12 protein-coding genes and 2 riboswitches are annotated in these 11,938 nt (G+C 68.0%); of the genes, 6 read left to right on the top strand and 6 right to left on the bottom strand.

The genetic code is table 11. From position 1 onward, the window contains the following. Nucleotides 1-142: 142 nt before the first annotated feature. Both BLT71_RS08300 and BLT71_RS08295 read left to right on the top strand, forming a co-directional pair. Nucleotides 143-886: an alpha/beta hydrolase gene (locus tag BLT71_RS08300; protein ID WP_091723905.1), complete on the top strand. Its 744-nt coding sequence runs from the start codon at nucleotides 143-145 to the stop codon at nucleotides 884-886. Nucleotides 887-961: 75 nt separating this feature from the next. Further along, a complete protein-coding gene (locus BLT71_RS08295; RefSeq protein WP_091719185.1) occupies nucleotides 962-1,786 on the top strand; it encodes a lysophospholipid acyltransferase family protein in 825 nt (274 codons plus the stop codon). 107 nt (nucleotides 1,787-1,893) lie between these two features. On the opposite strand, the gene BLT71_RS08290 is transcribed toward BLT71_RS08295, so the two are convergent. The 3 genes from BLT71_RS08290 to BLT71_RS08280 all read right to left on the bottom strand — a co-directional run bounded on the left by BLT71_RS08290 (nucleotide 1,894) and on the right by BLT71_RS08280 (nucleotide 5,465). Continuing rightward, nucleotides 1,894-2,946, bottom strand: coding sequence for a GNAT family N-acetyltransferase (locus BLT71_RS08290; RefSeq protein WP_091719183.1), 1,053 nt, complete (start codon nucleotides 2,944-2,946; stop codon nucleotides 1,894-1,896). Between the two features lie 2 nt (nucleotides 2,947-2,948). Next, nucleotides 2,949-4,334 carry a glycine--tRNA ligase gene (locus tag BLT71_RS08285; protein WP_091719181.1) on the bottom strand — a complete coding sequence of 462 codons (1,386 nt, stop codon included), beginning with the start codon at nucleotides 4,332-4,334 and terminating at the stop codon, nucleotides 2,949-2,951. A 129-nt stretch (nucleotides 4,335-4,463) separates the two neighbouring features. Beyond that, nucleotides 4,464-5,465, bottom strand: coding sequence for a DMT family transporter (locus tag BLT71_RS08280; protein ID WP_091719179.1), 1,002 nt, complete (start codon nucleotides 5,463-5,465; stop codon nucleotides 4,464-4,466). Between the two features lie 32 nt (nucleotides 5,466-5,497). Between BLT71_RS08280 and BLT71_RS08275 the strand changes: the two genes are divergently transcribed. Next, nucleotides 5,498-5,728 carry an RNA-binding S4 domain-containing protein gene (locus BLT71_RS08275; RefSeq protein ID WP_091719177.1) on the top strand — a complete coding sequence of 77 codons (231 nt, stop codon included), beginning with the start codon at nucleotides 5,498-5,500 and terminating at the stop codon, nucleotides 5,726-5,728. Between the two features lie 24 nt (nucleotides 5,729-5,752). Here the strand turns inward: BLT71_RS08275 and BLT71_RS08270 are convergent, their stop codons facing one another. Continuing rightward, nucleotides 5,753-6,403, bottom strand: coding sequence for an alpha/beta hydrolase (locus tag BLT71_RS08270; protein WP_091719175.1), 651 nt, complete (start codon nucleotides 6,401-6,403; stop codon nucleotides 5,753-5,755). A gap of 78 nt (nucleotides 6,404-6,481) precedes the next feature. Here BLT71_RS08270 and BLT71_RS08265 point away from each other — a divergent pair, with 78 nt between their 5' ends. Both BLT71_RS08265 and BLT71_RS08260 read left to right on the top strand, forming a co-directional pair. Further along, nucleotides 6,482-7,351, top strand: a complete 870-nt coding sequence (locus BLT71_RS08265; RefSeq protein WP_091719173.1) for an SGNH/GDSL hydrolase family protein — start codon at nucleotides 6,482-6,484, stop codon at nucleotides 7,349-7,351. A 106-nt stretch (nucleotides 7,352-7,457) separates the two neighbouring features. Continuing rightward, nucleotides 7,458-8,045, top strand: coding sequence for a hypothetical protein (locus BLT71_RS08260; RefSeq protein WP_091719171.1), 588 nt, complete (start codon nucleotides 7,458-7,460; stop codon nucleotides 8,043-8,045). Between the two features lie 140 nt (nucleotides 8,046-8,185). Here the strand turns inward: BLT71_RS08260 and metX are convergent, their stop codons facing one another. Both metX and BLT71_RS08250 read right to left on the bottom strand, forming a co-directional pair. After that, nucleotides 8,186-9,301: a homoserine O-acetyltransferase MetX gene (gene metX, locus BLT71_RS08255; RefSeq protein ID WP_091719169.1), complete on the bottom strand. Its 1,116-nt coding sequence runs from the start codon at nucleotides 9,299-9,301 to the stop codon at nucleotides 8,186-8,188. A gap of 12 nt (nucleotides 9,302-9,313) precedes the next feature. Further along, nucleotides 9,314-9,428: riboswitch (SAM riboswitch) on the bottom strand. A gap of 148 nt (nucleotides 9,429-9,576) precedes the next feature. Beyond that, nucleotides 9,577-10,899, bottom strand: a complete 1,323-nt coding sequence (locus BLT71_RS08250; protein ID WP_091719167.1) for a bifunctional o-acetylhomoserine/o-acetylserine sulfhydrylase — start codon at nucleotides 10,897-10,899, stop codon at nucleotides 9,577-9,579. Nucleotides 10,900-10,942: 43 nt separating this feature from the next. Next, nucleotides 10,943-11,058, bottom strand: a riboswitch (SAM riboswitch). Between the two features lie 162 nt (nucleotides 11,059-11,220). On the opposite strand from BLT71_RS08250, the gene BLT71_RS08245 reads away from it, so the two are divergent. Further along, entirely contained in the window at nucleotides 11,221-11,859 is a 639-nt protein-coding gene (locus tag BLT71_RS08245; protein ID WP_091719165.1) for a VOC family protein, read from the top strand. The last annotated feature ends 79 nt before the right edge of the window (nucleotides 11,860-11,938 follow it).

The raw sequence follows: 11,938 nt of genomic DNA, 5'->3' as shown, positions 1-11,938 counted from the left end.
GGCTCCGAATGATCTGTGGAAGCGTGGGAGTGTCCTGCGCCCATCAGCAGTTGAACCTCATACGTTGAACTCTACGTGGGGCACCGTAGGGTTTATAAATGGACCATTCGGACTTGGAGGTACCGGCGTGGGCAACCGTGGCATGAAGGATAACGGCGGGGTACAGACCGGGCAGCGGCCCGTGGTTCCCCTGCACCGGCCTGTACTCAGCGTCCTGGAGGCGTCCGGACCAACGAGGGCGGTAGCTTTGGTGCTGCATGGCGGCAAGGCCCGCAGCAGGGAACCCGTGGAGGCGCGCCACCTGAGTCCCGCCAGGATGGTTCCCTTCGCCCGGCACCTGCACCGCGCGGGCCGCAAGCACGGGCTGGCCGTCTGGTCCCTCCGCAACAGCGTCCGCGGGTGGAACGGCAACGACATGTCCCCGCTGCAGGATGCGAAGTGGGCGCTGCAGCAGATCGAGGAAAGCCACCCCGGGGTTCCGGTCTTTCTGGTGGGTCACTCCATGGGCGGCCTGACCGCCGTCTGCGCCGCAGACCACCCGCAGGTTCAGGCAGTAGTGGCGCTGGCCCCATGGCTGAGCCCGGAAACGCCGGCCGAGCGGGTTGCCGGCCGCAGGGTCCTGATCGTGCACGGCACTACTGACCACATGACCAGCCCCCGGCAGTCGTTGGCGTTCGCGCGCCGCGCCTCCGCGGAGGCGGCCAGCATGCAGTACGTTTCGCTCAAGGGCGTTGGCCACTTCATGCTTCGCAAGGTCAGGATCTGGCACATCCTGGCCACCGGATTCGTCATCCAGGCTTTTGCCGAAAGCACCGGCGCCGCCGTGCGCCCGGCCCGCGCCTTCGGCCAGCTGCTGCCCGAAGGGTCCGTGCACGTAACCCTGTGAGCCGCAGCGACGTCAACGGGACTGGAGACGGGGCCTCCCCTGCCATCAGTCCTATCCCCTCGGAAGGAGGCAGCCATGCCCTGGCGACCGGCGCCCAATGACCGCTTCTACCGGCTGATCGTCCGCACCGGGTTGTTACTCCGGTGGGCTTTCCGGATCAGGGTCATCAGTACCGGAACCGGGCACCTGCCTCCAGCGGGGCCGCGGAACGGGGTGTCCCGTGCGGTGGTCCCCGGCACCGGAGCGGTCTTTGCCGTGACGCACTTCGGATACCTGGACTTCGCCGTCGCCGAACTGCTGCTCTGGAAACAGGCCCGGGCGCAGCTGCGGTTCCTGATCCACCAGGGTGCGGCCGACCACTGGTTCGCGGGCCCGGCGGTCAGCGCCAGCGGCCATGTGGTGGTGGGCTACACCGACAGGGCCGGAGCCTACGACGAAGCCGTTGCTAAACTGCGTGCCGGCGAGTACCTGGCCGTTTTTCCGGAAGCGGGCGTGAGCCGCAGCTTCACGGTGCGCGGCTGCAGGACCGGTGCGGTCCGGATGGCGGCCGAAGCCGGGGTGCCGGTGATTCCCGTGTCCGTCTGGGGCGCGCACCGCCTGTTGACCCGCGGCCATGGGTTCTCCCCGCGCCGGGCCTGGCGCGCACCGGTGCGGATCCATGTGGGCCGCGCGTTGGCCTATGCGCCGGACGTGGATGCCGAGGCGGCAACGGCGTCCCTGCGGGACATACTCCAGGACGGGATCGACCGGTGCATCGCCGACTTTCCGCTGCAGCCAGAGCTCCGGGCATGGTGGATGCCTGCGCACCTGGGCGGTGGGGCTCCTACCGACGCCGAACGGAAAATCCTGGACAGCGACGACGAAGCCCGCGGCCGCCGTCGTGGTCCCAGCAAGAAGTAGCCGGCCCAGGCAGTCCTGCACTCCCTTAAGCACGTAGCGCCAGCTGCTGTTCTGACGGATCAAAACGGCAGCTGGCGCTACTGCGTTGGGCTGCGGGCCGGGCTTCCCTAGTCGGAGACCACCAGGGTCTCCGCCGCGGCCAGCCGGGCCTTCCCGCTTTCCAGCAGGGGTTCGACGGCGGCGCGCAAGGCAGCCATCGAATCGTCGAGTTCCAGCATCACCGGGTGCTGGTACGCAATGAGGGCCAGCATGTCCCGGACGGCCTCGGCGGCATCGTCGGCTGCCAGGGCAGGGTCATGGCCCACGAACACGTCAGTGGGTGCTCCCGGAGCGGCAGCATCCTGGCCCCCGGGGCCCTCACCGGCGTCCGCCGCATCCGGGGTTGCCGGGGCGGCGTAGCTGACGGCGAATGCCCGGATGCGGCCCTTCTTGCTGGGGGCCACGCCCTGGCCGAACGCCGATTCGGGCTGCGCCCGGAGGACGATGGCGCCGTGGGCCCCGGTGAGTTCGTCCAGGAAGAGTTTCTGCACCTGGCCGACGGACAGCACTCCGGGCGAATCCCAGTCATGGATGGCGGTGTAGTACCGCCCCACCACGTCGGTCAGTTCAACCGATCCGGTGGCCAGGTCCATCACCACGTCGGAGCCGGCGTTCTCGCCGCTGACCGGCCGGCCGCCATGGTCCGTGTCCGGGAAGACCGGCAGTTTCAGCGCGCCCGGCTGCACAACCACCAGGCGTGAGCGCTGGATGGGCGCGAGGCCGGCGGCCCCGGCAAAGGCGTCGCCGGGGGTGCCGGGCTCCACCTTGGCACGCAGCCTGGCAACGCCCGACGGCGCGTTCCCGGCTTCGCGGCGCAGCATGGCCAGGAGCGTGGCACCGATGCCGTTGCGCCGGTGGTCCCGGGACACCTCGATGTAGCTCCACAGGCGTTCCGGGTGCAGCGCCGCTTCATAGACGACGCCGGCGGCCACGGGGATGCCGACGCCGTCGATCACGTCTTCGGCGACGATGCAGCGCCGCCACGGCGCGCCGCCGGTTCCGTTGGAGGACGGCGCCAGGGCGCTGCGGAACTGCCGGGCCTGCGCGGTTTCCGGGCCGCCCCAGATCTCCAGGAGGGCGAGGTCGTCACCGTCCCGCCATTCGCGGTATCCGATGGCCATGGCTAGGCGCCGATCAGGCGTGCGGCCAGGTAGCCCTCCACCTTGTCCAGGGAGACGCGTTCCTGGCTCATGGTGTCGCGTTCGCGGATGGTCACGGCCTGGTCCTCGAGGGTGTCGAAGTCCACGGTGATGCAGAACGGGGTGCCGATCTCATCCTGGCGGCGGTAGCGGCGGCCGATGGCACCGGCGTCGTCAAAGTCGATGTTCCAGTTCTTGCGGAGCTGGGCGCCGAGATCCTTGGCCTTCGGGGACAGGGCCTCGTTGCGGCTCAGCGGCAGCACCGCAGCCTTAACCGGGGCCAGGCGCGGGTCCAGCTTGAGCACGGTGCGGACGTCGACGCCGCCTTTGGCGTTGGGTGCCTCGTCCTCGGTGTATGCGTCAATCAGGAATGCCATGAAGGAGCGGGTCAGGCCGGCGGCGGGTTCGATGACGTACGGGGTGTAGCGCTCGTTTGTGGCCTGGTTGAAGTAGCTCAGGTCCGTTCCGGAGGCCTTGGCGTGGGTGGAGAGGTCGAAGTCCGTGCGGTTCGCCACGCCTTCCAGCTCGCCCCATTCGGAGCCCTGGAACCCGAAGCGGTATTCGATGTCCGTGGTGCCCTTGGAGTAGTGGCTGAGCTTTTCCAGCGGGTGCTCGAAGAACCGCAGGTTTTCTTCACGGATGCCCAGGCCGGTGTACCAGGCCATGCGCTCCTTCATCCAGTACTGGTGCCACTCTTCGTCAGTTCCGGGCTCGACGAAGAACTCCATTTCCATCTGTTCGAACTCGCGGGTGCGGAAGATGAAGTTGCCCGGCGTGATCTCGTTGCGGAAGGACTTGCCGATCTGGCCGATGCCGAACGGCGGCTTCTTCCGCGAGGTGGTGAGGACGTTGTTGAAGTTGACGAAGATGCCCTGCGCGGTTTCCGGGCGCAGGTAGTGCAGCCCTTCCTCACTGGCCACCGGGCCCAGGTAGGTCTTGAGGAGGCCGGAGAATTCCTGCGGTTCGGTCCATTCGCCGCGGGTGCCGCAGTTGGCGCAGGCGATGTCCTTCAGGCCGTTTTCCGCCGGGCGGCCCTTCTTTTCCTCGTACTCTTCTTCGAGGTGGTCCGCGCGGTACCGCTTGTGGCAGGACAGGCACTCCACCAGGGGGTCGGAGAAGACATCAACGTGGCCTGACGCTTCCCAGACCTGCTTGGGGAGGATGACCGAGGAGTCCAGGCCCACCACATCTTCGCGGCCGCGGACCATGGACTGCCACCACTGGCGCTTGATGTTTTCCTTCAGTTCGGCGCCGAGGGGCCCGTAGTCCCAGGCTGAACGCGAACCTCCGTAGATCTCACCGGCCTGGAACACGAAGCCCCTCCGCTTGGAGAGGGAAATGACCTGGTCGAGGACGGATTTTGCTGCCATGGGGGTAACTCCAATTTCTACAGGGCCGCTGGGTGCGGTCCGCGGTTTTCAGGCCACGCACAGCACCGGATGTGGGGCACGTCCGGTGCCCTGGCGGGCGGATGAAGGGATGCGTGAAAGCTGCTTTTCCTAGCCTACCGGCCGACGTCCACGGAGCGCGCCCCGCGGCCACGGCAGTGTTGCCAGGATGATGGCCGCCAGGGTCAGGATGGTGCCCAGGACGGTGGGAAGGGCCACCACACTGCCCGGGGCAGGCACGAAGACATCCAGGGCGAGCGAACCCATCAGCTGCCCGGCGATCATGCCCAGGCCGGTGACCAGGACGCCGAGGGTCCGGACCAGGAGGGCGCCCAGGCCAATGAACACACAGCCCATGGGGCCGCCCAGGTAGTACCACCACTCCGCCGGCAGCGGGTTTCCGGGGCCTGCCACCACCACCTTGATGGCCAGCACCGTCCACAGGACCAGGCAGCCGGCGATGAAGTTGACCAGCGTGGCGGCAATCGGGGTGCCGTAGTGCACGGTTGCGGTGCCGTTCATCGCCTGCTGGAAACTCATCAGGAAGCCCGCCGCCACGGGCAGCAGGAGGGGCAGCAGCAGCGCGGCAGCCCCGCCGCCGGACTCCGCGCCCGAGCCGGATGTGGCGAAGCGCGGGGACACGGCCCAGGCGACAGCGGCGATGGTGAGGATGCAGCCGACGATGCGGATGCCGGTGACGGATTTCTTGCCGGCGGGGCCCAGGCCCAGCCGGTCCACCAGCAGGCCGCTGACCGTCTGGCCAGTGACGGTGGCCACCGTAAAGAGCGCTACGCCCAGGATGCCGACAGTGAAGGTCTGGGCAAACACGAACAGCGCGCCGATGCCGCCGGCCAGGACGTAGGCGGGCGGGAACGCCCGGCTGCGGACGGCGGGAATGATCCGGGCAAGGCCGGCCCGGCCACGCGGCAGCAGCAGCGAGATGAGGATCATGACCAGCAGTCCTGTGCTGAAGCTCACCACCGCGGCGCTGATGCCGTCGTCCAGCCGGGCACCCAGGGCGCCGTTGATCCGGCCCTGGACGGGAATGGCAAGGCCTGCGCCCACCGCCAGCGGCAGGCCTGCGAGTACGGGCAGGCGGGAGGGGGAGGTCATTGGATCCACCTTACGTCAGGCATTATTGCTCTATGAGCATCCCCGTTGACGACGTCCCCATCCGCGACACCATGATCCGGCTGGGCCAGCTGCTGAAGCTTGCCAACCTCGTGGAGGACGGCGTGGAAGCGGCGGAGCTGATCAAGAACGGGCTGGTGAAGGTCAACGGCGAGATCGACGACCGCCGCGGCCGCCAGCTGCACAACGGCGACACAGTCACCGTGAACGGCCAGACCGTGCGGGTGGTCGCGCCCGAGGCCTAAGGCCGCCGCCCGTCGTCGTCCGTCCTATTTCTTCAGGACCTCGTGGGTGAGGAATTCGCCCACGTGGCCAATCTCCTGCTGGTTGATGCCGTGCCACATCCCTGTGTAGAGCACCTTGGTGAGCTTGACGTGCTTGCGCACCCAGCCCATGGTGTAGTCGATCTTGTCCTCCGTGATCACCGGGTCTTGCTGGTCCCGGCCCCAGAACATGGGCACGGTGCCGTCCAGCTCGGCGTCCTTGAACGTGGGGTCGTCGCCGGCGTCCACCACGAACCCTGAAAGTCCGACGACGGCTGCGAAGTCCGCGGGACGCTGCCGCAGGAGGGTGGTGGCCATGGCCATGCCCATGGAGAAGCCGAGCAGGGACACCGAGGGGTGCCCTTCCCTGATGGTGTCGATCCAGTCCAGGACGTACGCGGAGGCCTTCTTGACCCGGTCCAGCGAATAGTCGATCGAGGCCGTCAGCGGGAACCAGGTGAAGCCCTGGCCCATCGCGATCGGTGCACGGACGGAGGCGACGGCGAAGCCGCCGGGCAGGAGGTCCGCGAGGCTCAGCAGGTCCTGCTCGTTGGCGCCGTATCCGTGCAGGAGCACCAGCAGGGGTTTACCGTCCCGCTCGCCTTCAGGGTGCGACCACAGGACGACGGGGGCAGGAAATACTTCGGCTTCAGTCATGGTTTCCATTCTTACAGTTACCCGAAAGTAACAACCTACGTTCGCGTAGGCAGCGAGGCGGAAGGCAGGATAGGACCCGTGACTGACGCAAGCCCCCTCCAAAGCCCCATCACGGACACCGGTTCCCACCCCTGGACCCGGTACGTGGCCATGGGCGACTCCTTTACCGAGGGCATCGGCGACCCCGAGCCCTCAAGCCCCGGCGGCTACCGCGGCTGGGCCGACCGCGTGGCAGAAGAACTGGGCCGGACGCTGCCCGACTTCGCCTACGCCAACCTGGCCGTCCGCGGCCGGCTGCTCCAGCAGATCGTCGACCAGCAGCTCGCTCCGGCACTGGAGCTCAAGCCCGACCTGGTGACGCTCTCCGCAGGCGGCAACGACCTGATCCGCCCAGGCGGAGACCCCGACGCCCTGGCCGAAAAGCTGGATTCCGTGGTGCAGATCCTGTCCATGGGCGGCGCCACCGTGGTGCTGTTCAACGGTCCCGATACCGGCTCGTCGGTGCTGGGAAGGATCCGCAGCAAGGTGGCCATCTACAACGAAAACCTGCGGACCGTCGCAGCGCGGCACGACGCCGTGATTGCGGACATGTGGTCCCTGCGGCAGCTCAGCGACCCCCGGATGTGGGACCAGGACCGCCTGCACTTTTCTCCGCTGGGGCACCACACCATCGCAGCCATGGTGCTCGAGTCCCTGAACGTGAAGCACACGCTCGAACCCCGCCACCCCAAGCCGCTGCCGCCGAGCACCTGGCGGGAGGCCCGCACGGGCGACCTCGTCTGGGCGCGCGAATACTTTGTGCCGTGGGTGCTGCGGCGCCTGCGCCACCAGTCCTCGGGCGACGGCATCACAGCCAAGCGTCCGACGCCGGGTCCCGCCTTTGGGCCGGGCGTTCCCCTGGGTTCGGGGGAAGGTCCGCTGGGGACGGCCGACGCAGTGCGGCGCTGAGCTGGTCTGGTCTGGTCTGGTCTGGGGCAGCTTGCCGGTGACCGCCGGAACGGCATGCGGTCCGTGACCGTTAAGCTGGAAAGACCCACTCGAGAGGCGCAGCACCGTGAGTAACCTGTTTTTCTGGATCATCATCCTGTCGTTCGTGATCCCGATGGCCATGCGCATGTACCGGAAATCGGTGGCCAAGCGGAACCACGACCAGAGCTTTCCCGGCCGGTACCCCGAGCAGTTCCCCGGTGCCGGCCAATATCCCGGCAGCCAGAACCCGGGCGGCCAGTTCCCCGGATCGGCCGGGCCGCAGAGCAGACAGCCGCGCGATGGCTACACCCAGCAGGACTACTACTCGGGCGGGTTCCGGCAGATCGGCCAGCAGGCACCGAACGTCCCCCAGCCCGGGCCCTACCAGTACGGCCAGCCGCCGGTCCCCGGCCAGGGCGGGCAGCCCTTCGGTCAGCCGCCGTACGGGGAGCAGCAGTTCAGCCAGCCTCCCTACAACCAGCCCCAGCCCGGCCAGCAGCAGCCCGGGTACCCCGCGCCGGAACAGCCGGCAGCACCTGCCACTCCCCCGCCGCCGTCGGCCCCGCAGGGATTCCGGGCCCGGAAACTCGCGGAACTGGACCAGAAGTACAGCAACGGCGAAATGTCCATGGAGGACTACATGGCCCGCCGCAGCGAAATCATGAACGGCTAGCCTGCGCCGCAGAAAGCCTCTAAGGGCCTCCGGGCGCCATCACGTCCCCGGGATCATCAATCAGAGGCTTGTTCGCGCCACCTGCCCCTTAAGGGTTCGGATCCGCGGACAAGCCTCTGTTTCATGTGCGGGCCGCGCTGCTAGGCCAGGAACTCCGCCCGGAGCTGGGCGCCCAGCTGGCCGATTTCGGTCAGGAAGCCATCGTGGCCGATGGGCGCCTGGATGAGGTGGACCTCGACGTCGCCAGGCAGTGCCTGGGCCAGCTCGTGTGACTGGGACGGGAAGTAGAGCCGGTCCGATTCCACGGCCGCCACGAAGAACCGGGCACTGGTCCGGGCGAGGGTATCGGCCAGGCTTCCCCGGCCACGGCAAACGTCGTGGCTCATGAGCGCCTCGGTGAGGGCGATATAGCTGTTCGCATCGAAGCGCCGGACCAGCTTGCTGCCCTGGTGGTCCAGGTAGCTCTCCACCTGGTACCGGCCCCTGCCGGCAAGGACCCCGCCCTGCAGCGGCGACTCCGAAGCCTGGGCTTCACGGCCGAAGCGGTACTCCAGCTCGGCGGCCGACCGGTAGGTGATGTGGGCAATGCGGCGGGCGAGCGCCAGGCCGTCCTCGGGGCAGGGACCGCCGTAGTAGTCGCCGTCGTTGAAGTTCGGGTCCTGGCGGATGGCCAGGGTCTGCGCCTGGGCGAACGCTATCTGTTCGGCCGTGCTGGCGGCTCCCACCGAGATGACGGCACAGCGCTGCACCCGTTCGGGGAACGTGACGGCCCATTCCAGGGCCCGGGCGCCGCCCATGGAGCCGCCCAGCACCGCGTACCAGCTCCTGATGCCCAGCTGGTCCGCCAGGCGGGCTTCAGCTTCCGTGCTGTCCCGGAGCGTCACCAGGGGGAACCTGGAACCCCAGGGCTTGCCGTCGGGGCCGGGCGAGGACGGCCCGGTGGAGCCGTAGCAGCCGCCCACAATGTTGATGGAGACCACGAAGAAGCGGTCAGTGTCCACGGGGGCGCCGGGCCCGGCCAGGTGTTCCCACCAGCCTTCCTCGTCGGTGTCCCCGCGGGTCACATGCGTGCTGCCGGTCAGGGCGTGCTCCACCAGGATGGCGTTGCTGCCATCGGCGTTCAGGGTCCCCCACGTTTCGTACGCCAGGGTGACGTCCGGCAGGAATCCACCGCCCTCGAGCTGCAGGCCACCGATGGAGGCATAGCGGACAATTCCGTGTTCGGGTGCGGTTGTACGGGCGACGGTAACCGTCATGGCAAGACCTCTTCTACGCGCTTGCCCGCCGTCGTTTACCGGCAGGCCAGGTCTTCACCCGGGGCACCCCGCCGCGGAAGGAGGGTTGCCGGCCAGCAAGCCGGGGCTGTCACTGGCACTCATGACCTGGTTCGAGTGTACGAAACACCCCCCGCTGATGGCCAAGCATGTGACTGGTTGTGACTTGGCGGTCCGCGCTGCCTTTCCCGGACGGCTGACCGGCGGAAAGGGAGGCCGGCCGCCTGGCCGGCCTCCCGCCGTCGTACGTCTTTGGCTTAGCCGGCCGCGCCCTTGGCGGCCCGGAAGCCCGCCTCAAGGTCTGCCAGGATGTCATCGATGTGCTCGATGCCCACCGACAGCCGCACCAGGCCGGGGGTCACGCCCGCTACCGCCTGCTGTTCCGGCGTCAGCTGGCTGTGGGTGGTGGAGGCAGGGTGGATCACCAGGGACCGGACGTCGCCGATGTTGGCGACGTGCGAGTGCAGTTCCAGGGCGTCGACGAACCGCTGCCCCGCTTCGGCTCCCCCGGCAAGGTTGAAGGCGACGACGGCGCCCGTCCCCTTGGGCCCGTACTTGCGGCCGCGCTCGTACCAGGGGCTGGACGGCAGGCCTGCGTAGGCGACGGATTCGACGTCGTCCCGGCGTTCCAGCCAGCGGGCCACCTCGGTGGCGTTGGCCACGTGGCGTTCCACGCGCAGGCTCAGCGTCTCCAGGCCCTGGGCGATCAGGAAGGCGTTGAACGGCGAGACGGCCGAGCCGAGGTCCCGCAGGAGCTGGACGCGCGCCTTGAGGATGTAGGACAGGTTTGCGCCGAGGAGGCCGTTTTCCCCGAGGTCCCTGCCGTAGACCAGGCCGTTGTAGGTGGGGTCCGGGGTGTTGAAGCCCGGGAACCGTTCCGGGTCCTTGCTGAAATCGAACTTGCCTGAGTCGACGATGACGCCGGCGATCGCCGCTCCGTGCCCGCCGAGGTACTTGGTGGCCGAGTGGACCACGATGTCGGCGCCCCATTCCAGGGGACGGATCAGGTACGGCGTGGAGAGGGTGTTGTCCACGATGAGGGGCACGCCGGCCTGGTGCGCCACCCCGGAGATGCCTTCGATGTCCAGGACGTCCTGGCGCGGGTTGGAGACCACCTCGCCGAAGAACAGCTTGGTGTTGGGCTGCACGGCGTCCCGCCACTGGTCCAGGTTGTCCGGGTCAGCCACGAACGTCACGGTGATGCCGAACTTCTTCAGCGTGTGGGCGAACAGGTTGTAGGTTCCGCCGTACAGGCTGGGGCTGGCCACGATGTGGTCGCCCGCCTCTGCGATGTTCAGGATGGCGAAGGTCTCCGCGGCCTGGCCGGAGCTGAGCAGCAGGGCGCCGAGTCCCCCTTCGAGGCTGGCGATGCGCTGCTCCACGGCCTCCTGGGTGGGGTTGCCGATGCGGGTGTAGATGGGGGCCAGTTCCGCCAGGGCGAACCGGTTGGCCGCGCTTTCGGCGCTGGGGAACACAAACGAGGTGGTCTGGTAGATGGGCAGGGCCCGGGCGCCGGTGGCGCCATCGGGCTCCTGGCCGGCGTGGATCTGGCGGGTTTCGAAGGACCAACCGTTGGACATTCAAGGCTCCTTTGACATGGGCCCGGCATGCTGTGAGCACCGCGGGCCGCGCTTGCCGCCCGGCCGTTGCCGGACAACCAGGTCCTCACCCGGGGCACCCCACCGCGGATGGAGGGTTGCCGGCCAGCGAGCCGGGGCTTGGCGCTGGCACTCATGACCTGCGCCCAGTGTAGGAACACCTTGGCGGCGGCGGACAGGATTGTGACGAACATGGTCTCCGCGGCTGCCGGCAGGGCGGAAAACTGATCCCCAAGAAAATGGAAATTTCGAGTAAGGCAACCCTAAGCTGAGAGCCCGATCACAAAGTGCCAAGATGTTGGCATGCGCATGGATCACGTCTCTTACGCCTGTGAACACGATGGCCTCGCGGCCACTACCGAACGAATTGCATCTGCCCTCGGCGTTGAGGCAGTGAAAGGCGGGGTACATCCCCGGTTCGGAACCCGGAATATGATCATCCCGCTCGCGGGCCACAAGTACCTCGAAGTGGTGGAGGTCCTTGACCACCCCGCCTCGGACAAGGCTCCCTTTGGACAGGCCGTACGGGCCCGTTCCGCGGCGGGCGGCGGCTGGATGGGCTGGTGCGTCGAAGTGGACGACCTCGCCCCGTTCGAGGAGCGCCTGGGCCGCGCGGCCGTCAACGGCAACCGCAAGTTCCCGGACGGCCGGGAACTGGTGTGGAAGCAGATCGGCATCCTGGGACTCATCGCCGACCCCCAGGTCCCGTACATGCTCAAGTGGCAAGGCGACCCGTCGCTGCACCCGTCCAACGCCTATGACAGCAGCCTCAAGATGAGCTGCCTGACCATCGCCGGCTCCGCTTCGCGGGTCACCGAATGGCTGGGCGAGCCGGTGGAGAAGCCGCTGGAGGACGTGGCTGTCGAATGGGTGGCCCCGCACGGCACCCCCGGCATCCTGTCCGTCACGTTCGAAACCGCCAATGGAGCCGTCACCCTCTGACCCTCCACCTGTGGTCCGGTTGCACACCGGACCACAGACGCGGACGCCTGTCCGCACCAGCTTCGGCCGCTATCAGCTT

Origin of the sequence: Pseudarthrobacter equi, assembly GCF_900105535.1 — a bacterium.
Lineage (GTDB): Bacteria > Actinomycetota > Actinomycetes > Actinomycetales > Micrococcaceae > Arthrobacter > Arthrobacter equi.
Note: the sequence above shows the minus strand (reverse complement) of the source record. Positions and strands in the feature narration are given on the sequence as shown.